Source organism: Synechococcus sp. R6-5 (assembly GCF_047461775.1).
Taxonomy (GTDB): domain Bacteria; phylum Cyanobacteriota; class Cyanobacteriia; order Thermostichales; family Thermostichaceae; genus Thermostichus.
Window position 1 is genome coordinate 1 of sequence record NZ_JANSHV010000076.1, and the last position, 20,328, is coordinate 20,328.

Sequence of the window (20,328 nt, forward strand, 5' to 3'; positions counted from 1 at the left end):
GCAGTGTTCAGCGTAAATGTATCAGAACAAGCTCTGCTCTGTAAACAAGCGTACACTCCAGGGGGCGGTGATGCCGTTGTAGAAGGCCAACCCCAGAACGGGCAGGCTGAGGAATCCATAGGCAATCTGGGCCAAAGGGATCCCGAGGGCATCGGGGATGAGGCTGTTGTCTCCCAGAGGGGCGATGAGCAACAGCTTCTGCCAATGGTGGGGCTGTAGACGGGCCGAGCGCAGCGCAAACCCTGCCGAGAGGGAATTGGCAATGACGTGACACGGTCGCCCGATCACCTCCTGGACAAAATCCCCGATCATCTCGGCATAGAGGCTGCCGGTGTACTTCAAATCTGGACGTTCTGAGTTGCCCCACCCCAACAAATCCAGAGCATAGACTTGATAGTGCTGCCCCAGCTCCGCCATAATGGCACGAAACTCATAGCTGGAGGAGCCTGCCCCAATGCCGTGCACCAGCAACAACGGCTGGCCGGATCCCATGACCTTGTAAAACAGGCGATGGCCGCGCCAGAAGTGATGCCTTTCCTCTCCCGGCAACAGGCTCTGCAGAGGCTGAGTTTGGGAAGAGATCCAAGCGTTGAAAACGGCTAGAGCACCCAAGCCGCCGACTGTAGCCCAGAGGCTGGTCTTGAGAACTTGGCTCAGCTCCTTCATGCTCAGCAGCCCGGCTGGGGAACTTACTTTTTCTTAAGGCGGTAGGTGATGCGCCCTTTGTTGAGGTCATAGGGGCTCAGCTCCACCTTAACCCGGTCGCCGGGCAAGATCTTGATGTAGTTGCGGCGAATTTTGCCGGAGATATGAGCGAGCACGTTGAAGCCGTTGTCCAGATCCACTCGGAACATGGCGTTGGGCAGGGATTCCGTAACAACCCCCTCCATTTCAATGGCATCTTCCTTAGACAATGAGCCCTCCCAAAAACGACATAACAAACAACAGAACAATCCACAGCCGCGACGACACGCGCTATTAAGAAATGAAAATATACTCCATCTCTTCTATCCTAACCGTTGCAGTCCTTCATCAGGGGATCCCTTAGGACTGAAAAGGCGTGCGATCGGTCAAAATTTCTGCTCCAGACTCGGTGACCAAGACCGTGTGCTCAAACTGAGCTGACCAAGAGCCATCTACTGTGACCACCGTCCATTGGTCTGGCAACACTCGGGTTGCCTCTCCCCCCGCATTCACCATCGGCTCAATGGCCACCGTCATGCCGGAGCGCAGCTTGGGATTGGGCAGATCGCGGGTGCGATAGTTGGGAAACTGCGGCTCCTCGTGCAGGTTGCGCCCCACCCCGTGACCAACATACTGCTTCACCACAGAATAGCCCCGCCCCTCGATGTAATCTTCAATGGCACCCGAGACATCCTGAAGCCAAACGCCGTGGCGCACACAGTCGATGCCCGTCTGCAGGGCTTTGGCCGCAGTATCGATCAGATCCCGAGCTGCGTCGCTCAGGGGTTCCAGGCCGATGGTGATACAGGAATCCGCATGCCAGCCCTCGACGATGGCACCAAAATCCACTTTGACCACATCTCCCGGCTGCACCACTTTACGGGGACTGGGGATCCCGTGCACCACCTCATGGTTGACACTGACACAAACGCAGGCGGGAAAGCCGTAGTAGCCCTTGAAACTGGGCAAAGCATTGAGTTGGGCCACCCGTCTCTCGGCATAGGCATCGATATCTGCCGTAGTCCAGCCCGGCTCTAGGCGCTCCGCGATCTCCTGCAATACTTGGGCCACCACCCGACCGGCCCGCCGCATTTTCTCCACTTCGCGGCGAGATTTGATCTCGATGAGCTGCATGCCCCGCCGCTGGGAGGGATTTCCAGCTCCTGCTCTGATCACGCCGTCCTCCTGAAGCCTTCCAAAAGAGCCTGCAGATGTTCCTGTACGGATTCCATCGGCTGGTTGCCGTTGACCCGCTGCAAGCGCCCCTTGGCCTCATAAAAATCAATTAGGGGAGCCGTCTGCTGCCGATAGACCTCCAGACGCTTGAGAATCACCGACCGATCCGCATCATCGCTGCGCCCCTGTTCCTTGCCCCGGGCCAGCAGCCGGGCCACCACCACCTCATCCGGCACCTCCAAGTTGAGGACGTAGTCATAATCTTGGCCCAGCTCTTGCAGCAGCTCTTCCAAGGCCTCTGCCTGGGCTAAGGTGCGAGGAAATCCATCTAGGATCCAGCCCTGCTCTGGAGATTGCTGCAACTGCCCCTTCACCATTCCGATCAGCACCTCGTCAGGCACCAGCTCTCCCGCATCCATGTAAACCTTGGCCTGGCACCCCAGGGGCGTTTGGGCTTTCACCTCGGCCCGCAACAGATCGCCTGTGGAAATTTTGGGCGTGTGGTAAATGGCCGCCAGCCGCTCCGCCTGTGTACCTTTGCCCGCCCCCGGCGGCCCCAGAAAGATCAACCTCGGCACTACTGTTTGACCATCCCTTCGTAGCGTTGTGAGATGACATAAGTCTGGATCTGCTTGGAGGTCTCGATCGCCACCCCCACCAAAATCAGCAGCGAGGTCGCCCCCAAACCTTGGAAAGTGGTGATGCCGGTTGCCCGTTCCACCGTCGTCGGGATGATGGCCACCGCGCACAGGAACAAAGCCCCCAGCAGCGTCAGGCGGTTGAGGATCCCTTCGACATACTCGGCAGTGGCCTTGCCCGGGCGTACCCCTGGAATGCTGGCCCCCATCTTCTTCAAGTTTTGAGCCAGATCCACCGGGTTGATGAGCAAAGAGGCGTAGAAGTAGCTGAAGAAGAGGATCAGCACGAAATAGAAGGGAATGTAGAACCAGGAGGTGGGGGATAGGAAGTTGGCCACCTGCACCAAGGTCAGGTTTTGGGTGTACTGGGCCAAGGCCAAAGGCAGGGACATCACCGAGTAGGCAAAGATGATCGGCATCACCCCCCCTTGGTTTAGCCTCAGGGGCAGATAGCTTTTCTGCTCGCGGAACAGCTTGTTGCCCACCTGGCGCTTGGCGTAGACGATCGGGATCTTGCGGCTGCCTTCTTGGACAAAGACAATGCCGACAATGGTGACCAAAAAGATTGCCAGCAACAGCAAGATGCCACCGATGGTGCTGCTATCGGCACGGGCCAGGCTAATAGTCTGTCCGAGGGCACGGGGCAGAGTGGCAACAATGTTGACGAAGATCAAGAGCGAAGGGCCACTTCCCACCCCTTTCTCCGTGATCATCTCTCCCAGCCACATCACAAACAGGGATCCTGCCGCCAGAGCCAAGGTGGTGGAGGCCATGAAGGCCAACTCATTGGTGGTACTGGCAAACTCCCGCACCCAAAAGGAAATGCCAATGCCCTGGATGATGGCCCAAACCAAGGTGACATAGCGGGTGTACTGAGAAATCTGCCGCCGCCCCTGTTCTCCCTCGTTTTTCTGCAGGTTCTCTAAGGCCGGAATGGCCGAGACCAGCAACTGCATGATGATCGAGGCGTTGATGAAGGGCAGGATCCCAAGGGCGAAAATTCCCAAAGCAGAAATCCCCCCGCCGGAGAAGACATCCAGCAAGCCAAACACAGGGCTGTTGGCAGCTTCGGCAGCAAAGCGGGCCCGATCGATACCGGGAATGGGGATGTAAATGCCCAGTCTGACCAACAGCAGCAAGCCCAAGGTGAGAAACAGACGGCTGCGCAGGCCAGAGGCCATAGCCATCTGCATAAAGGTCTCTTGGGCAGAGGGGGCGGAACCTCGTGTGTCAACCATAGGGAAGAGAATCTCGCGGGAGCAAAGGGCAAGGTTAGCTATCTACCACTCTACGCTGCTGGTGGAGCAGTCGGCAAAATCAAAGCAAAATCAAAAAAGTGCAACTCAGCGCCACCCGGCAGAAGCCGGCCAGAGCAACGGGAAGAAGGGGTTTAGGATCCCAAAATCTCCACCCGACCTCCGGCTGCCTCGATCTTGGCTTTGGCTGAAGCGGTAATAGCCGCCGCCCTGATCGTCAGGGGCACGCTGACTTCCCCATCTCCCAAGATCTTCAGCGGGCCATCGTTGGTGGTGACGATCCCTCGTTCCATTAAGCTTTGCAGGCTGACCTCGCTGCCGGCAGGCAGATCCGCCAAGGCGCGCAGGTTGACCAGGGTGTATTCCAGACGCCGCGTGTAGCGGGGGAAATGCTTAAGCTTGGGCAAACGCCGGTAGAGGGGAGTCTGCCCCCCTTCAAAGCCGGGTCGTGTACCACCCCCCTTGCGGGCCTTTTGCCCCCGCATCCCCTTGCCACAGGAGGCCCCCTGCCCGGCAGAAACGCCACGACCTAGCCGCCGCCGCCGCCGCGTCGAACCTGCTTGAGGCCGAATGTCTTCCAGTCGCATGTCTACCTCTAGCTCACTTGCTCAATATCACCTGTCCATCACTTGCCCAATAGGCGGCGCACATCGATGTCTCGGTCTTGGGCCACCTGCTTAAAGGTACGCATCCGCCGCAGCGCATCGATGGTGGCACGGGCATTGTTGAGGGGGTTGCTGGATCCCAGTTGCTTGGCCAAGCTGTTGCGTACACCCGCCAGCTCCAGAACGGTGCGGACTGCCCCCCCTGCGATGACGCCTGTGCCGGGAGCTGCTGGCATGACCAAGACGGTGGCACCGCCGCCTGCCCCCTGCATGGGATGGGGTACGGACAAACCTTTGGTGAGGGGCACCTCAATCAGGTGCTTTTTACCGTCCACAACCCCCTTGCGCACTGCTCCGATCACATCGTTGGCTTTGCCTACGCCAACCCCGACTTGGCCCCGCTCGTTGCCGACCACCACCACAGCGCGGAAGCTCAACTTCTTGCCGCCCTTGACCACCTTGGTGACGCGGCGAATCTGGATGACCCGCTCTTGCCACTCGGTGGGTTGCTCTTCGCGGTTTTTTTTGCTTCTGCGACGTTCCCTCTGCTCAGCCATGTGCTATGTCCTCAGTAGCTAGAACTGTAACCCTGCTTCTCGGGCAGCTTCTGCCAAAGCCTGAACGCGCCCGTGATAGAGCTTGCCCCCCCGATCGAAAACCACGCGGGAAATGCCCATCTGTAAGGCTCGTTCAGCAACTGAGCGGCCCACCAAGGCAGCCGCTTCTTGAGTAGCCGTCCCGGTTTCTTTGAATTTTTCGCGCAGCTCCGTGTCCAAGGTGGAGGCAGAGGTTAAGGTATGCTGGGCTACATCGTCGATCACCTGGGCGTAGATGTGTCGATGGGAGCGAAACACGGCCAGGCGAGGCCGCTCGGCAGTGCCAAAGACCTTGCGGCGAATGCGTCGATGACGACGTTGGGTGGTGATTTTGCGGCTGGTTTTCATAGGACTCCGTCCCGCTTTCGCAATGGGCTATTTACTTCTTCGCTTTCCCGGATTTACCCGCCTTGCGGCGAACTTGTTCCCCTAGATAACGGATCCCTTTCCCCTTGTAGGGCTCCGGAGGCCGGACCGCTCGGATGCGGGCGGCAGTATTGCCCACCAGTTCTTTATCTGTGCCTGAGACAACAATGATGTTGTTTCCCTCAACGGCAATTTGGATGCCAGGAGGAAAGGGGATCTCCACAGGATGGCTGTAGCCAACGTTCAAAACCAACTTGCTGCCTTGGATGGCAGCCCGGTAGCCCACGCCCACCAATTCCAGCCGCCGCTCAAATCCCTTGGATACTCCATCGACCATGTTGGCGACCAAGGTGCGGCAAAGGCCGTGCAGTTGGCGGGCAGGCCGAGAATCGTTGAGACGGCTGACCGTGAGCATCTGAGCGTTTTGCTGGACTGTGATCAAGGGCGGTAAACTGCGGGACAGTTGACCTTTCGGGCCTTTCACTGCAATGTGTTGGCCGTCGATCTGGATCTCCACCTTGGCAGGAAGGGCGATGGGGCGTCTACCGATACGGGACATGGGAAAAACTCCTGACCAGAGAAAACTTAAGGTCTAGTAGACAAGACAGAGGACTTCACCACCAATGCCCTGCTTACGAGCCTCCCGGTCGGTCATGATGCCGTTGGAGGTGGAGATGATGGCGATCCCAATTCCTCCCAGCACTCGGGGCAGCTCTTTGTGGTTGCGGTAAACCCGCAGACCCGGTCGGCTCACCCGCTTTAGACCATTGATGATGGGCCTGCAGTTGCGGCCTTTGCCTTTGTACTTCAATCGCAACACCACTCGGGCTTGGATCCCTTCTCCCTCCTCCTTCCATTCGCTGACGAACCCTTCCTCATGAAGAACGCGAGCGATGCTGCGGGTCATGCGGGTGGCCGGAACTGCCACCGACTCGTGCCGAGCCATGGTGGCATTGCGAATGCGGGTGAGCATATCGGCGATCGTGTCGTTGGTGTGGGCCATCGGTGGGTCAGTGCTCCTCGGAAGATCGATGCAGATCAAGAAAAGTCAGGGTGGGCAACCTAGGAGGCAAAGGGCATGCCAAACGCTTTGAGCAGGGCACGGCCCTCTTCGTCGGTTTTAGCAGTGGTCACAATGGAGATATCCATACCTCGCAACTGATCCACAGAGTCATAGTTGATTTCGGGAAAAATCAGTTGTTCACGGATGCCGAGGGTGTAGTTGCCTCGTCCATCAAAGGCCTTGGGGCTGACACCGCGGAAGTCACGGATACGGGGCAGAGCAATGTTGATCAGGCGATCCAAAAACGCATACATGCGCTCCCGTCGCAGGGTCACCATCAGGCCGACAGGCATGCCCTTGCGAATCTTGAAGCTGGCAATTGCCTTCTTGGCGCGGGTGATCACGGGCCGCTGGCCAGTGATGGCGCTGATCTCGGCAATGGAGGATTCCAGAGCCTTGGCATTTTGGGAAGCTTCCCCCAAGCCGCGGTTGATGACGATCTTCTCCAGGCGGGGCACCTGGTGGATGTTGGTGTAGCCCAACTCCTTTTGCAGCTTGGGGACGATGACGGTGTTGTAGAGGATTTGCAGACGTTGGGGCATGGTGGCTTCTCCTTGCGGCTCTGGGCTGGGTCAGAGCCAAACCAATGGTGGAAAGGGATCAAAAGCTTAGTCGAGAATCTCACCCGTTTTCTTAAGGACGCGAACCTTGCGACCATCGGCGGTGATTTGATAGCCGATACGGCTGGCCACCTCCTGCTTCTTGGAATAGGCCATCACTTTGCAGACGGGAATGGGAGCTTCCTTGGTCTCAATTCGGCCACTTTCCCCTTCTCGCTGGGGTTTACGGTGGTAGGTAACAATGTTAACCCCTTCCACCAAAACCATGTTGCACTCGGGAAAAACGCGCAGCACCTCGCCGATTTTGCCTTTGTCATCGCCGGAGATCACCTGCACGGTATCCCCTTGCTTGATACACATTTTGTAGCGCAGGCTGTTGCGGTGCTTGCGAATGCCGGGGCGCCGAACTAGGCGCTGAATTTGGCTGGGTTTGAGGGGGCGAACCATCAGAGTACCTCCGGGGCCAGGGAGATGATCTTGGTGAAGTTTTTCTCCCGCAGCTCGCGGGCTACAGGGCCGAAAACACGAGTTCCACGGGGATTGCCGTCGTTGTTGATGATCACGGCGGCGTTGTCGTCGAAGCGGATGCACATGCCGTCAGGGCGACGTACCGTATCGACGGTGCGGATAACAACAGCCTTGACAACATCGGATTTTTTGACGGGCATGTTGGGCAGGGCATCCTTGACGACACCAATGATCACATCGCCCAAGCTGGCGTAGCGACGGCCACTGCTGCCCAGCACGCGAATACACATCATCTTGCGAGCACCGGTGTTGTCGGCCACCGTCAGCATAGTTTGCTGCTGAATCATAGTTTCTTCACCTCCCTCAGGATTTCGGCAACTTGCCAACGCTTGGTGCGGCTAAGGGGACGGGTTTCCGTGATGCGCACCAGATCCCCTTCTTGACAGCGGTTTTCCTCGTCGTGGGCCTTAAACTTCTTGGTCTTGACGACGATCTTGCCGTACTTCGGGTGAGCAACTCGATTTTCCACAGCAACAACCACCGTTTTTTGCATCTTGTTGCTGACAACAATGCCAATCTTCTCCCGAACAGCCATTACTCCTCCTTGGTTGGGCGTTTGCCCCGCTTACGCTCTCCCTCCACAGTTAGTAGTTGCGCCAGCTTGTGTTTGCGCAGCCGGATGAGATGGGGCTGGTTCAACTGCCGCGTGGCCTGCTGCAAACGCAGCTCAAACAGCTCTTTCTTGACGGCGTAGATTTCGTTGCTCAGCTCTTCGTCCGATAAAGCACGGGCATCAGCAATTTTGGGCATGGGCATGGCTGAACTCTCCTCATACACTGCTGGTGGCCACCTCTGAAGCCGTTGCCTGGGCGGGCTCTGGCTTTTCAAAGTCGGCTTTGGTTACAAACTTGACCTTAATGGGCAGCTTCTGGGCGGCAAGGCGCATGGCCTCGCGGGCGATAGGCTCTGCCACTCCCCCCATTTCGAAGAGGATACGGCCCGGCTTGACGACACAAACCCAGTACTCAGGGTTGCCTTTGCCGGATCCCATGCGGGTTTCCGCGGCTCGCTGAGTAACGGGCTTGTCGGGAAAGATGCGAATCCAGATTTGGCCGCCCCGCCGAACATAGCGGGTCATGGCTCGACGGCTGGCCTCGATCTGTCGAGCTGTAATCCAGGCGGGTTCTAGGGCCACAAGGCCGTATTCCCCAAAGTTGATGCGGTTGCCACGGGTCGCTTTGCCTTTCATGCGCCCGCGCTGTTGCTTGCGGTACTTGGTGCGTTTGGGGCTTAACATGGCCGTTCCTTAAGTCAACTGCGATAGGGATCCCTGGACGTTCCGGTGTTGGCCCTCAGGCCTCCTGAGCCGAGCGATCTTCAAAGGTGGGCCGCCGCCGCTGCTGCCGACGTTTGGGCTGTTGCAGGGGAAACTTCTGTTCGTGGCGTTCCTGCCCGGGCAGAACTTCCCCTTTGAAGACCCAGACCTTGACCCCGATGATGCCGAAAGTGGTGTGGGCGAGGTGCTCGGCGTAGTCGATGTCGGCCCGCAAAGTATGCAAAGGGATCCGCCCCTCCCGCGTCCATTCGGTGCGGGCAATCTCGGCCCCGTTCAGACGCCCGGCAATTTGGATTTTGATCCCTTGTACACCTGCCCGCTGGGCCCGTTGGATCACCTGGCGCACGATGCGGCGAAAGGCAATCCGCCGTTCCAACTGTTGGGCAATGTTTTCCGCCAACAAGGTCGCCTCGGCATCGGCACGGGTGACCTCTACTACATTGATGCGAATGGTTCGCTCGCCACCACCTCGTGAACCAGGGCTTTGTCCCGCTAGCGCGGACAGCTCTTTCTGTAGACCTTGGCGCAAAGTCTCTAGGCTGGATCCGCCCCGACCCACAACTACCCCAGGGCGAGCAGCCCGGATCTCCAGGTCAATTTGATCCGCTTTGCGCTCGATTTGGATATCGGCCAAACCAGCACTGCTCAGTTGCTTGGTCAGGTAGGTGCGAATCTGGTCGTCCTCCTGTAACAGGGCTGGATAGCGGGCCGGATCGGCAAACCAGCGGCTGCGATGTTCTTTAATCACGCCGAGGCGGAAACCGGTGGGGTGGATCTTCTGTCCCATGGTGGTGTCGGTTGAAGGGTAAAGGGCTAGAAATACAGGAGGTTAAGAGGCCGTCGCCGCTTCAGCTTCCTCTATGGGCCGGACGGCGATGGTGATGTGACAGGTGCGCTTGCGAATGGGGTAGGCCCGCCCTTGGGCGCGGGGGCGAAACCGTTTCAGCACAGGACCCTGATCGGCGTAGGCTTGGCTGATCACCAGATCCCGGGGATCCAAGCCGTTGTTGTGCTCTGCGTTGGCCACCGCCGAGCGCAGCACCTTACGAACCGGCTCACAGGCAGCGTAGGGCATGAACTCCAAAAGAATCAGGGCATCGGCATAGGTGCGCCCACGGATCTGATCCAACACCCGCCGCACTTTAAAGGGGGACATGCGGATATAGCGGGCTACCGCTTTAACCTCAGGGGATGAATCGGCCATGGCCCTCTCCTTGCCTACTCGATACTTTCCTGTTCGTTATTCCTCTCAACGGCGAGCGGCTTTTTTGTCGCTCCCCGCGTGACCGCGGAAGGTACGGGTGGGAACGAATTCCCCCAGCTTGTGACCCACCATCTGATCGGTGATGTAGATGGGCACGTGTTGCTTGCCGTTGTGAACGGCGATGGTGTGGCCGATCATGACCGGCAAGATGGTGCTGGCCCGCGACCAGGTCTTGATCATGTGCTTCTCGTTGCGCTCGTTCATCTTCTCCACCTTGAGAAGCAGCTTGGCATCCACAAAGGGGCCTTTTTTCAGCGAACGTCCCATAAGAACCTCAACCGTTTGATAAGCAATTCACTGTCGAAAAAGCTTCGGGGAGCGAATGGCCAGCGGCTACTGAGCAGCCCTTCCGCCCTTGTCCCGGCGGCCTCCGCGACGGCGACCGCGCACGATGAATTTGTTGCTGGGCTTGTTGCGTTTGCGGGTCTTGTACCCCAGGGTGGGCTTGCCCCAAGGGGTGACAGGGGTACTGCGGCCTATGGGGGCTCGCCCTTCCCCGCCACCATGGGGATGATCCACAGGGTTCATCACCGAGCCACGCACCTTGGGACGGCGCCCCAACCAACGGCTACGACCCGCCTTGCCCAGGCTGATGTTGTTGTGGTCAACGTTGCCCAGTTGGCCGATGGTGGCGTAGCACTCGCCGCGGATCATGCGGACTTCGCCGGAGGGCAGCTTGAGGGAGACATATTTGCCTTCTCTGGCCACCACTTGAGCGCCAGCCCCGGCGGCGCGAACGATCTGCCCGCCGCGACCGGGATACAGCTCCACATTGTGAACCACCGTTCCCAAGGGGATCCGCTCCAGGGGCATGGCATTGCCGATCTCAAAGGGGGCCTCTGGCCCGGCCATGATGGTGGATCCCACCTCTAGGTTGCGGGGAGCGAGGATGTAGCGTTTCTCTCCGTCTTCGTATTCCACCAAGCAGATGTGGGCACTGCGGTTGGGATCGTACTCGACGGTTTTGACGGTCCCCGGGATCCCCCGCTTGTCACGGCGGAAGTCGATGATGCGGTAAAGCCGCTTGTGGCCACCACCGCGGTGCCGGCAGGTGATGACGCCACGGTTGTTGCGCCCTTTCTTGCGGTGAATAAATTGCAGCAGCGACTTTTCCGGTCTGGGCCGCTTGCCGTTCTCGTCACGGGACAGCTCCTCGAAGTCAGAGACCGTCATGTGACGGGTGCTGGGGGTGTAAGGTCGGAGAGTACGAATGCCCATGGCTCGGGTAGGGGTGGGGGATGGGATGACAACAACTCAAAAAGGGGGGTTAGGTGTCCGGGAAGAGGGTGATGGAATCTCCCTCCGCCAAGGTCACGATGGCTCGCTTGGGACGGGTGCGATAGCCAACGAAGCGGCCCACCCGCCGTTGCTTGCGCGGGAGCTTCAGGGTGTTGACGGAAGTAACTCGCACGCGGAACATTTCTTCGACGGCAGCTCGGATGAGCGGCTTGGTGGCGGTGGGCAGCACTTCAAAGACATATTTGCGCTGCTCCATCAAGGCGGTTGCCTTTTCGGTGATGACGGGGCGCAACAGGACGTCGGCCAGGATCCGCTTGCTCTCAGTCATCGCTTTCCTCCTCTGCTGGGGCTGTTTCGGCCTCTTCTGCAGTTGGCGGCTCTACTCCTTGAGCCAGTTCTTCTGCTTGATCTTGGGGCTCTTCGGTTTGCTCTTCTGGCCCCTGCTGATCTGCTGGACGTCCTTGAAGGTCAGCTTGGTCTTCCTGCCCTTCTTCCTCGTGTTCGCTTTCTGGAACGGCCTGATCTTCCGGCCCATCTCCGGGCAGGGCCTGATCTCCGGCTAGGTCGGCCTGAGGCGCAGTCTCAGAGGGCCTCTCCAGAACTGCCGGCGCGGCGTCGGATCCCCAACGGGCCTTGAGCTGCTCTAGGGCAGAAACGGTGATCAGCACCCAATCGACGTTGAGCAGATCGAAAACGTTGATCTGATCCAGGCCGATCAGCTTAACGCGGGCGATGTTGCGCACGGCCCGCTCTACGGCTTCCGAGCGTTCGGCAACGATGAGCAGAGCCGATTGATCTTCCATCACCCCCCAGCGCAGCAAAGCCTGGGCCACAGCACGGGTTTTGGGCGGGTTGAGCTGCTCCTGGAAATCCTCCACGACGATCAGGTCTTCCACCCGACTTTGCAGAGCGGTGCGCAGGGCCAGTTGCCGTTCTTTGCGGTTCATGGCCAGGTTGTATTCCCGCTTGCGGGGGCCGAAGATCACCCCCCCTTTGCGCCAAAGTGGGGAGCGGATGGAGCCGGCACGGGCCCGACCGGTGCCTTTCTGCTTCCAAGGCTTGCGACCGCCGCCGCGCACCTCAGCTCGGGTCTTGGTGTGGGCGTTGCCCTGACGAGCATTGGTCATCTGCCGGCGCAGTGCCAGATAGAGAATGTGGGCGGCTGTTTCGGGACGAGCAACTTTAAGGCTCAGCTCCGCGCTGCCCACCGTTTCCCCTTGCCAATTTTTCACCACACAACTTGCCATGGTTTCCTCGTCTTTGCGGATGCCGGTCAACCTTGGTTTCACCCAGGGATCCCTCCTTAGCGCTTGTTGCCCACCTGCTTGGCAGGGGTGATCTCCAGCAGCCCTCCTTCTACCCCGGGCACGCAACCCTTAATCACCAACAGATCCCGCTCCGGATCCACCTGCACCAACTGCAATTTGCGGGTGGTGACTCGGCCACCTCCCAACCGCCCCGCCATGCGCATCCCCGGAAACACGCGGCCTGGGGTTGTACCGGCGCCAATGGAGCCCGGTCGGCGGTGGTTTTTGGAGCCGTGGGACATGGGGCCACGACCAAAGTGGTGGCGCTTTTGATAGCCGGCAAACCCTCGCCCGATGGAGGTACCGGCCACATCCACCAATTGGCCAGGGGAGAACATCTCGACGGTAATTTTCTGCCCCAACTGGTAGGCTTCTGGCTGGTCAACCCGGAACTCCCGCAGGTGGCGCAGCAGCTCTGTCACCCCCGCTTTGGTGAGGTGGCCCCGCTGCGCCCGCGTGAGATGCTTTTCGGCAGTGGGCAAGTAGCCCAACTGAATGGCGTTGTAGCCATCTGTGGCTTGGGTTTTGATCTGGGTCACGGTGCAAGGCCCCGCCTGCACGACGGTAACCGGAATGGCCAGCCCTTCTGGAGAGAAGATCTGGGTCATGCCGACTTTTCTTCCGAGGATGCCAAGTGCCACAAGAACCTCCAATCGAGCCTGCACGACTCGTTTTCATCAACTGAGAGCCAGCTCACTCCGACAATCGGCTAGCCGTTCGCGAAGCGGGCCGTAGGCCAATGGCTCAGTTAGCCGGATGGATAGGCATACAGCAATAGCGTGGCAGCAGGAAGCTCAAGACAAAGCTGAGTCTGCCGGCTGAGGCGAAAGAGCAAGGTAGGGATCCCCCGAGGCCAAGTTCAGCGCCGGCAACGCTGAGCCTTTTGCTTAGTTCACCCCCAAAGCTGCACGCCAAACTGCTTTTGTTGAGAGCTGCTCAGACTTACCTGCTAAAGAGGCAGTATCTGGTGTAGCAGCGCGCCGGGTCGCCAAAGCGGATGGACTCAGTTGGCAACGGAAAACAATCATAATGAAGCGAAGGCCCGTTTGTCCAGACTTTTGCCGAGAAAATGGGTTGGTTGGGGAAGGCCAGCAATGGCGAGAGCAGCTCAGGCGGAAGAAAAGAGCCATTGGCGGGGGAAGCCATCTCCCTTCCAAAGTGTGATGGGCTGGGCAGGCAGTGGGCTGACCCAGGCTTGTGTAGATCACTATCGGAGATTGTTGCAGGCAGGAGCCGATCCGGGCCGGGTCTTGTTTTTGGTGCGGAGTCAACGGCAAGCGGATGAGGTGTTGCGGCGCTTGCAGCAGTCCAGTTCGGGCTTGGTGGGGCCGTGGCGGATCGAGACGTTCTTGCAGCGGGTTGGGCGCTCTCTGGCCGATCATTGGCCGCAGGTGTGTGCCCGCCTTCCTCAGTTGCCTCCTCAGTTTGAGCCGATCCCCTTGGCCAAAGATCTCACTCAATTTCTCTGCGAACGAGCTTGCGCTTTATGCCCTCGGCATGGGGAAGCCTTTGCCGGCGTCGGGCTCAAGGAGTTCCAGATCTGGGATCAGATCAGCAGTGCTGCTTATATTGCGGGGGCTTCGGGTTTGCCGGCAGAGGTGGTGGGATCCCGGCTGGCCCGGGCTTGGCCCGAGGAGGCAGATCCGCGGCGGGCAGAGGCTTTGCAGGCAATGGGCTGCTGTGTGGGTCGGCTGTGGGAGGCAGCGCTTCGGTTGGGATCCCTGGATTTTGGCCTGCAAATTCGGCTGTTTGGCGAGCACATCCTGCCGCTGGCGGAGTTTTGGCAAGAGTGGGATCACCTGATTGTGGATCAGGCGGAAGACAGTTGTGCCGTGGCGCTGGAGTTTTACCGGCAGGGGCAATCCCATCTGCAAAGTCAATTTTTCAGCTACACCCTTGGTGGTGGGGTTTCCTTGACCGGGATCCCAGAGGCAGTAGCTGACTTCTTGATGGCAAAAACGCAGGTTCGGTTTCTGGAGGGGAGCCATCGCGCTTCAGCAGGCATGATCCGCTTAGGGGTGCAGATTGCGCGGGTGCTGGATCCCCCGTTTTCTCATCCGCTGCCTGAGCCGAAGGGGGGGGAGCTGCCGCTGGTGCAAACGCTGGAGGAAGAGACCCAGTTTGCGGCAGTGGAGGTGATGGTTGCCCAAATTCGCCGGCTTTTGGGGGCCGGGATCCCGGCCCATCGCATTGCTGTTTTGCTGCCCCGTATGGATGTGGGGGTGAGCCTGAGCTTGCAGGAGCAGTTGTCGGAAGTGCCGGTTTTGTCGATTGCCCCCTTCCCGGCGTTGATCCGCTATCCCTTGGTGCGGGCGGTGCTGACGGCAGCAGAATTGGCCCATCCCGAGTGGGGTGCTTTTCCCACTTTGCCGGCTTGGCGGCTGATGTTGAGCTGGGTGCTGGGGCTGGATCCCATCCGGGCGGCTCTGTTGGCCGAAGATACCTGGGATCCGGTGGGGCGTTCTCTGCGTCCCCGAACAGCAGTACGGCAGCCGGAGCGGGTGGGGTTTGCCAACCTGGAGCGCTACCAGCGACTGTTCGATTGGCTGCGCGGCTATCGTCCCGGCCCTTCATTGGCCGCTTTCTTCCAGCAGTTTTTTGCCGATCACTTGGCCTCGGTGATTGCTTCCCCTCAGGATCAAGAGCTGCTGCGCGTATTGATGGAAGCGGCACAACGGTTTCGTCAGGCCTTCCCCGCCGAAGGGGATCCCGCCTTTTTGGCCATGATCCGCTCGGGACAGACCCCCAGCAGCAGCCGCTTCGAGCCCGACTATTCCCGTTACTTGGTAGTTGCAACTCCGGGGGCCTACATCACTCGGGGTTTGGAGGCGGATTACCAATTTTGGTTTGATATCACCAACCCCAGCTGGTCCCGCTCCCTCTGGCATGTGCTCTACAACAGCCGTGTGCTGACGCCGGAATGGGACGGGGAGGTTTTCGATGCGGCGCGGGATTTACAGGCGCGTCAACAGATTTTGGCCCGCACGCTGCTGAACCTCTGTTGCCGCACTCAGAAGGGGCTGTGGCTGGTGCGCTCCAATTTTAATTATCGCGGCGAGGAGAACACCAGTATTCTGGACTACCTGATTTTGAAGGGGTTGAAGGCCATGGCAACCGCCGGCTAAGGGAGAGCCTATCCTGAAAGGGTGCTGGCAACTCAGGCCTCCAAGAAATCGGGGGATCCACTGCAGGAATGGTCAAAGGCAAGGGTTTTAGAAGAGCGGCGCAGCCGCCCCTCTGGCTGACACGCACCTTGGAGTGGCAGGGCAAAAGGGAAGAAGCACTGGTCCTTTTGGCCAATTGGCTGGCGGATCCCTTCGGCGATGGAGACATGCGCTACGTCTTGCGCCGCCGCCTGCTTTTGCTCTTAGACAGCGGTGCAACCCCCAGCGAGTTGCAAGCTTTTCTCGACCGCCACGGCGAGCATCCTCTGGCCGCCGCCGTCCGCTATGCTCTGGCGGTTCGCTTCGCCCGCGAACACCGCTACGACCTAGCCCTGCAGCTGACGGAAAATCTGGCTTTGGATGCTGTGTTGGATCGCTACCCCTTGCTGGATGGCGGCTACTGGCTGGACGACTGGGATCCCGTGCCCGCCAGCCGCACCCCTCTGCAACCGAAAATCCAGGCCCAACGAGAACGCTGGCGCCAATTGAGCCGTTGGCAAGCCCAATCCACTCCCCAACAACGCTATCAACTGGCCGCCCACTGGGCCGCTGCCGACGGTTGGCGCAATGGGTACCTGTGGCTGTTTAACCAAACCCGTGCCGGTGGCCTGAGTGGGGATGCTGATGGAAGCGCGCCGCCGCAACCAGCTTCTTCCAGTTCTCTATCGGACTATCAGCGGGCCAATCACCATGCTGTAGCAGCAGAGTTACTCGGCTCTGTGCTGGCGGATCCCACCGCCCCTGCCCATCTTCAGGAAGAAAGCCTGTACCGGCAGGTGCTGATCCTCTACCGCCAGTACACCACCTACCCTCCCGAGGAAACGGCAGCCATCTATCCGCTGCCGGGCTTCCCCCCAGGAGTGACAGAAGATACCAGCTTGTTCGACACGTCACTGCCGGACTACGTGGATCCTGGCAGCCTCAGCTACAGCTACTTTCTGGAAGCCAAAGCCCTGCAGGATGGCTATGCCCGCCAGGCGATCTACGCCGGCAATGAGCTGCTGAACCGCTTCCCCCAGAGCCGCTATGCCGGGGATGTGCTCATGGCTCTGTACGGCCTGACGGGAGATGTCGCCTTCCTAGGACGGCTGCTGACGCAGTTTCCTGATAGCGAGCGCGCTCTGGAGGCAGCGCTTGAGCTGGGGCCCGTCAGCCACTGAGTCTTTAAGCGTACCGCAGCTTTGCAGCTTTATAGCCTCTTCACAGAGCCTTCATGAAAGGCAAATAGGGGTATTCTTGGACGAGAGCTGTCTTGCGAGATCCAGGGAGAAAGGCTTTATCTCCCCTTTGTCTCGGCGGATCTGGACTAGCTTGGGTTGAGTTTCCTTGGGCTGCCATGGGCTGATGGATCCTGCCACCTTTCTGGAGCACTATGGGTTTGAGCTGGAAGGTCAACCCAGCCAGGTTTGGGTGGAGCGCTGGAGCCAGTTGTTCCCGGATCTTTGGATCCCGGCAGCCTTGCTAGAAGCCCTCTACCAGGGGCGGTACAAGGCCGCCTCTGTGGAGCAGCTTCTCCGCCTTTGGCAGCGTCGCGGCTCTCCTCATCTTACCTTTCCCCCAGAAATCGGCCAGTTCCTTTGGCAGGAGCAGCAGGAGCGGATCCGCTCTTTGGCTTCGGCTGCCCTTGCCTGTTCTCCGTTGCCGCCGGTACCCCTCGCAGGATCCCTGTTTTCCCGAGAACCGGCCATATCTCTAAACTTGTTGTTGGAGCAGTTGCAGGAGCTTCCCCCCAAGCTGCGCCGCCTGCTTGCCCAGTCCCCTCCTCCCCAACTCGCCCGTGCTGGTGGGGCAGAGTCCTCAGGGATCCTAGAGCTCCAGCAGACGGTCGTTGACCCTCCAACTCCTGCCGAGCCTCCTCAGGAACAGTCTTGATGGGTTTGCCACCTTTTCCTCAGGGATCCCCGCCATGACCTTTCCCCTTGATCGCGACAGCGGTGCAGAGCACATTGCCTCCTTGCCCTGTGGGGTGATCACCGTCAGCGACACACGCACCCCTGAAACCGACCACAGCGGCCAGTTCATCTGCACAGCCCTCCAGGAATCCGGCCACCGGGTGGAGAGATATTGCATTCTCCGAGATGAACCGCAGCTCATTCGAGAGCAGGTTCAGGATTGGGCCGGATCCCTGCCGGTGATCTTGTTGAATGGTGGCACAGGCATCGCCCCCCGCGACACCACTTACGACGCCATCGAGGCTCTCCTGGAAAAGACCTTGCCCGGCTTTGGGGAGATCTTCCGCCAGCTCAGCTATGCCCAGATTGGCAGTCGGGCCATCGCCTCTCGGGCCATCGCCGGGATCCACGGAAAGTGCTTGATCTTTTCCATGCCTGGCTCCCCAGCAGCCGTGCAACTGGCTATGCGCAGCCTGATCCTGCCGGAGCTACCCCACCTGGTTAAGCAACTGCACCAGGGCAAGCATTGAGGCAGCAGGCCGTCTTAGTGATCCCCTCTTAGGCCAAGAGGGCAGTCGCCTTGGCAAGAGCCTCCTCCCGCAGCAGAGCGGCTTTATCGGTGCGCTCCCAGGGCAGATCCAGGTGAGTTTGCCCGAAGTGACCATAGACCGCTACATTTTGGTAGAAGCGTCCCCCCCGTTGGCGGGGCAGCTCCCGCAGTTGGAACTGGGCCAAAATGGCTGCCGGCCTCAGATCGAAGTGGCGCTGCACCAGCCGCAACAGCTCTTCGTCGGGGATGCGCCCTGTGCCGAAGGTTTCCACCAAAATGTTGATGGGGCGGGCTACCCCGATGGCGTAGCTCACCTGCACTTCACATTTTTGCGCCAAGCCAGCCGCCACGATGTTCTTGGCCACGTAACGAGCCGCATAGGCAGCGCTGCGATCCACCTTGGTGGGATCCTTGCCGGAGAAGGCCCCGCCCCCATGGCGAGAATAGCCGCCGTAGGTATCGACGATGATCTTGCGTCCGGTCAGGCCCGCATCTCCCTGAGGGCCGCCGATGACAAACTTGCCGGTGGGATTGGTGAGGAAGCGGGTGTGGCTATCCGGCTTGATGGGCAGCTCGGCAAACACCGGCGTGACCACTGCCTCCCAGAGATCGGCGCGGATCCGCTCTTGCACCGCCGCCTCTTCCGTAATGGCGCCAATCGTGGGCGTGTGCTGGGTGGAGATGAGCAGGGTGTGAATGCCCACCGGGCGACCTTCCTCATAGGCCACAGTCACCTGCGTTTTGCCATCCGGGCGCAGATAGGGCAGGGTGCCGTTTTTGCGAACCGTGGCCAACTGGCGGCTGAGGCGGTGGGCCAAGCTAATGGGCAAGGGCATCAACTCGGGAGTTTCATCGCAGGCAAAGCCAAACATCAACCCCTGATCCCCGGCCCCGACCAAGTCGAATTGATCTTCCTGGGAGCCGCGACTTTCCAGGGCCACATTCACCCCTTGGGCAATATCGGGAGATTGCTCATCGAAAGCCACCAACACCGCGCAGCTTTCTGCACAAAACCCATTCTTGGCATCGGTATAGCCAATTTCGGCCACCTTGTCCCGCACCAGACGGGTGAAGTTGACCTGCGCTTGCGAGGTGATCTCCCCGGTCAACAAAACCAGGCCCGTATTGACCACCACCTCGGCGGCCACCCGACTGAGGGGATCCGCCGTCAAGAGGGCATCCACGATGGCATCGGAGATCTGATCGCAGATTTTGTCGGGGTGCCCCTCCGTCACCGACTCCGAGGAAAACAAAAACGACTTGGACAACGAACCTTCTCCTTAAAAGCTAGAACTGAGAACCTGAACAAAAAACAAGGCTCACCCGCTCGTTCATTATCCGTCGGAGAAAGAGCCAACCAGGGATCCCCAGGTGCTCCGCACCAGCCCCAACTCAGCCAGAGGAAAGGCCCAGCAACCAGCAAGCGTTCTGCACCGCTGACGCACCAGCACTGCCGCGAAGGCCTTGCCCCGCTGCCGCGACCAGAGCTATGGGAGCTGCTAAAGGATAAAGTTGCCAGAAAAGTCCCCCGCCAAAGAGGGCTATCCTCTAGAGAAAACTTTATTGCCTTTATCTTTCGGTTACTGACTAACCGCAGGAATTGGCACCGTAGCGGAGGCTTCCGCCGGGTTGCCGCAGCTTCATTGGGCCTGGTCCCTCAGTCTGCTCTGGATAAAGAACGGAACTTGTCCCTATAGTACCCCCAACCTCCGCCCATTTGTCAAAAAATAAGCTGTGGGCGGCTTCAGCCAAACAGACCCTGCCACCAGTCTGTCCCCTGAGCGGCTTTGAGAAAGAATGCGCCGGCCAAGCCCAGGGGGGAGAGAACGCCGAGAAAGCCAACTGTCCCCAATCCCCAAGCCAAGCGGTGCAGATGCTTTTTGTCGGCAGGATTTGGCGTCGTTTCGGCTGAGATGGCCAACAGGGATCCCAAGGCTGCCAATAGGGATCCCCCCAGACCTGCAAAGTAGCTGGGCGCTAGCCACGGTTGCAACTCGGCGGCAGATACGACTTGGATGCGGGGCAAGACTTGAAAACACCCTATTGCCAGCACTGCCCAGATGAAGCAGTACATTAGCAGGCTATCTCGGAAAGCGGCAGCCGGTTCTCTCATATCCCAGCCGAATGAAACCGGATTAGGATAAAGGCGGTTCACTGTGGGGAA

At 59.3% G+C, this 20,328-nt stretch carries 28 protein-coding genes, 1 pseudogene and 1 riboswitch; of the genes and pseudogenes, 4 read left to right on the forward strand and 25 right to left on the reverse strand.

The features are described 5' to 3' along the window. Positions 1-21 precede the first annotated feature (21 nt). The 23 genes and pseudogenes from NW818_RS04420 to rplC all read right to left on the reverse strand — a co-directional run bounded on the left by NW818_RS04420 (position 22) and on the right by rplC (position 13,199). Entirely contained in the window at positions 22-666 is a 645-nt protein-coding gene (locus NW818_RS04420; protein ID WP_414423936.1) for an alpha/beta fold hydrolase, read from the reverse strand. Between the two features lie 23 nt (positions 667-689). After that, a complete protein-coding gene (gene infA, locus NW818_RS04425) occupies positions 690-914 on the reverse strand; it encodes a translation initiation factor IF-1 (protein WP_011434173.1) in 225 nt (74 codons plus the stop codon). Positions 915-1,044: 130 nt separating this feature from the next. After that, positions 1,045-1,818: a type I methionyl aminopeptidase gene (gene map / locus NW818_RS04430; protein WP_011434172.1), complete on the reverse strand. Its 774-nt coding sequence runs from the start codon at positions 1,816-1,818 to the stop codon at positions 1,045-1,047. 38 nt (positions 1,819-1,856) lie between these two features. Beyond that, positions 1,857-2,438 (reverse strand): adenylate kinase, encoded by a 582-nt coding sequence (locus NW818_RS04435; protein ID WP_011434171.1) that lies wholly within the window; start codon positions 2,436-2,438, stop codon positions 1,857-1,859. Then, complete coding sequence (gene secY, locus NW818_RS04440; RefSeq protein ID WP_414412798.1) at positions 2,438-3,736, reverse strand: preprotein translocase subunit SecY; 1,299 nt, start codon at positions 3,734-3,736, stop codon at positions 2,438-2,440. The genes NW818_RS04435 and secY overlap by 1 nt, the downstream gene beginning before the upstream one ends. 152 nt (positions 3,737-3,888) lie before the next feature. Then, positions 3,889-4,341: a 50S ribosomal protein L15 gene (gene rplO, locus NW818_RS04445; protein WP_414355942.1), complete on the reverse strand. Its 453-nt coding sequence runs from the start codon at positions 4,339-4,341 to the stop codon at positions 3,889-3,891. A gap of 38 nt (positions 4,342-4,379) precedes the next feature. Continuing rightward, the gene (gene rpsE, locus NW818_RS04450; RefSeq protein WP_011434168.1) at positions 4,380-4,916 is read right to left on the reverse strand and encodes a 30S ribosomal protein S5; all 537 of its coding nucleotides are present in this window, start codon (positions 4,914-4,916) and stop codon (positions 4,380-4,382) included. 18 nt (positions 4,917-4,934) lie between these two features. Continuing rightward, on the reverse strand, positions 4,935-5,303 hold the full coding sequence (rplR, locus tag NW818_RS04455) for a 50S ribosomal protein L18 (RefSeq protein ID WP_414349593.1): 369 nt from the start codon (positions 5,301-5,303) through the stop codon (positions 4,935-4,937). Between the two features lie 31 nt (positions 5,304-5,334). Beyond that, positions 5,335-5,880, reverse strand: coding sequence for a 50S ribosomal protein L6 (rplF, locus tag NW818_RS04460; protein WP_011434166.1), 546 nt, complete (start codon positions 5,878-5,880; stop codon positions 5,335-5,337). A gap of 33 nt (positions 5,881-5,913) precedes the next feature. Then, entirely contained in the window at positions 5,914-6,324 is a 411-nt protein-coding gene (gene rpsH, locus NW818_RS04465) for a 30S ribosomal protein S8 (protein WP_011434165.1), read from the reverse strand. Positions 6,325-6,383: 59 nt separating this feature from the next. Continuing rightward, entirely contained in the window at positions 6,384-6,926 is a 543-nt protein-coding gene (gene rplE, locus NW818_RS04470; protein WP_414355946.1) for a 50S ribosomal protein L5, read from the reverse strand. Positions 6,927-6,992: 66 nt separating this feature from the next. Continuing rightward, positions 6,993-7,391, reverse strand: coding sequence for a 50S ribosomal protein L24 (gene rplX, locus NW818_RS04475; protein WP_414344280.1), 399 nt, complete (start codon positions 7,389-7,391; stop codon positions 6,993-6,995). Further along, the gene (rplN, locus tag NW818_RS04480) at positions 7,391-7,759 is read right to left on the reverse strand and encodes a 50S ribosomal protein L14 (protein WP_011434162.1); all 369 of its coding nucleotides are present in this window, start codon (positions 7,757-7,759) and stop codon (positions 7,391-7,393) included. Before rplN ends, rplX begins: the two co-directional genes overlap by 1 nt. Next, positions 7,756-8,007, reverse strand: a complete 252-nt coding sequence (rpsQ, locus tag NW818_RS04485; RefSeq protein WP_011434161.1) for a 30S ribosomal protein S17 — start codon at positions 8,005-8,007, stop codon at positions 7,756-7,758. Before rpsQ ends, rplN begins: the two co-directional genes overlap by 4 nt. After that, complete coding sequence (rpmC, locus tag NW818_RS04490; protein ID WP_011434160.1) at positions 8,007-8,228, reverse strand: 50S ribosomal protein L29; 222 nt, start codon at positions 8,226-8,228, stop codon at positions 8,007-8,009. The genes rpsQ and rpmC overlap by 1 nt, the downstream gene beginning before the upstream one ends. A 13-nt stretch (positions 8,229-8,241) precedes the next feature. Then, positions 8,242-8,709, reverse strand: coding sequence for a 50S ribosomal protein L16 (gene rplP, locus NW818_RS04495; RefSeq protein ID WP_011434159.1), 468 nt, complete (start codon positions 8,707-8,709; stop codon positions 8,242-8,244). A 55-nt stretch (positions 8,710-8,764) separates the two neighbouring features. After that, positions 8,765-9,535 (reverse strand): 30S ribosomal protein S3, encoded by a 771-nt coding sequence (gene rpsC, locus NW818_RS04500; protein WP_011434158.1) that lies wholly within the window; start codon positions 9,533-9,535, stop codon positions 8,765-8,767. A gap of 42 nt (positions 9,536-9,577) precedes the next feature. Beyond that, positions 9,578-9,952 carry a 50S ribosomal protein L22 gene (gene rplV / locus NW818_RS04505; RefSeq protein WP_011434157.1) on the reverse strand — a complete coding sequence of 125 codons (375 nt, stop codon included), beginning with the start codon at positions 9,950-9,952 and terminating at the stop codon, positions 9,578-9,580. A 45-nt stretch (positions 9,953-9,997) separates the two neighbouring features. After that, complete coding sequence (gene rpsS / locus NW818_RS04510) at positions 9,998-10,279, reverse strand: 30S ribosomal protein S19 (RefSeq protein ID WP_414331934.1); 282 nt, start codon at positions 10,277-10,279, stop codon at positions 9,998-10,000. Positions 10,280-10,345: 66 nt separating this feature from the next. Then, positions 10,346-11,230 carry a 50S ribosomal protein L2 gene (gene rplB / locus NW818_RS04515; RefSeq protein WP_414413740.1) on the reverse strand — a complete coding sequence of 295 codons (885 nt, stop codon included), beginning with the start codon at positions 11,228-11,230 and terminating at the stop codon, positions 10,346-10,348. A gap of 49 nt (positions 11,231-11,279) precedes the next feature. After that, positions 11,280-11,579 carry a 50S ribosomal protein L23 gene (locus NW818_RS04520; RefSeq protein ID WP_414330452.1) on the reverse strand — a complete coding sequence of 100 codons (300 nt, stop codon included), beginning with the start codon at positions 11,577-11,579 and terminating at the stop codon, positions 11,280-11,282. Between the two features lie 292 nt (positions 11,580-11,871). Further along, positions 11,872-12,498: pseudogene (gene rplD, locus NW818_RS04525) on the reverse strand (50S ribosomal protein L4); the annotation flags it as partial. Between the two features lie 56 nt (positions 12,499-12,554). Next, the gene (rplC, locus tag NW818_RS04530; protein WP_011434152.1) at positions 12,555-13,199 is read right to left on the reverse strand and encodes a 50S ribosomal protein L3; all 645 of its coding nucleotides are present in this window, start codon (positions 13,197-13,199) and stop codon (positions 12,555-12,557) included. Positions 13,200-13,652: 453 nt separating this feature from the next. On the opposite strand from rplC, the gene NW818_RS04535 reads away from it, so the two are divergent. The 4 genes from NW818_RS04535 to NW818_RS04550 all read left to right on the forward strand — a co-directional run bounded on the left by NW818_RS04535 (position 13,653) and on the right by NW818_RS04550 (position 18,144). After that, positions 13,653-15,683 (forward strand): hypothetical protein, encoded by a 2,031-nt coding sequence (locus NW818_RS04535; protein WP_414423937.1) that lies wholly within the window; start codon positions 13,653-13,655, stop codon positions 15,681-15,683. A gap of 68 nt (positions 15,684-15,751) precedes the next feature. Continuing rightward, entirely contained in the window at positions 15,752-16,882 is a 1,131-nt protein-coding gene (locus NW818_RS04540) for a hypothetical protein (protein WP_414329181.1), read from the forward strand. Positions 16,883-17,066: 184 nt separating this feature from the next. Beyond that, a complete protein-coding gene (locus NW818_RS04545) occupies positions 17,067-17,594 on the forward strand; it encodes a hypothetical protein (RefSeq protein WP_414423938.1) in 528 nt (175 codons plus the stop codon). A gap of 34 nt (positions 17,595-17,628) precedes the next feature. Continuing rightward, on the forward strand, positions 17,629-18,144 hold the full coding sequence (locus NW818_RS04550) for a MogA/MoaB family molybdenum cofactor biosynthesis protein (RefSeq protein WP_414344296.1): 516 nt from the start codon (positions 17,629-17,631) through the stop codon (positions 18,142-18,144). Between the two features lie 28 nt (positions 18,145-18,172). Here NW818_RS04550 and metK read toward each other — a convergent pair whose 3' ends face one another. Together metK and NW818_RS04560 are read right to left on the reverse strand one after the other, a co-directional pair. Next, a complete protein-coding gene (gene metK / locus NW818_RS04555) occupies positions 18,173-19,432 on the reverse strand; it encodes a methionine adenosyltransferase (RefSeq protein WP_414349600.1) in 1,260 nt (419 codons plus the stop codon). Between the two features lie 298 nt (positions 19,433-19,730). After that, a riboswitch (SAM riboswitch) is annotated at positions 19,731-19,842 on the reverse strand. A 66-nt stretch (positions 19,843-19,908) separates the two neighbouring features. Beyond that, the gene (locus NW818_RS04560; protein ID WP_011434147.1) at positions 19,909-20,277 is read right to left on the reverse strand and encodes a hypothetical protein; all 369 of its coding nucleotides are present in this window, start codon (positions 20,275-20,277) and stop codon (positions 19,909-19,911) included. Positions 20,278-20,328: the final 51 nt, after the last annotated feature.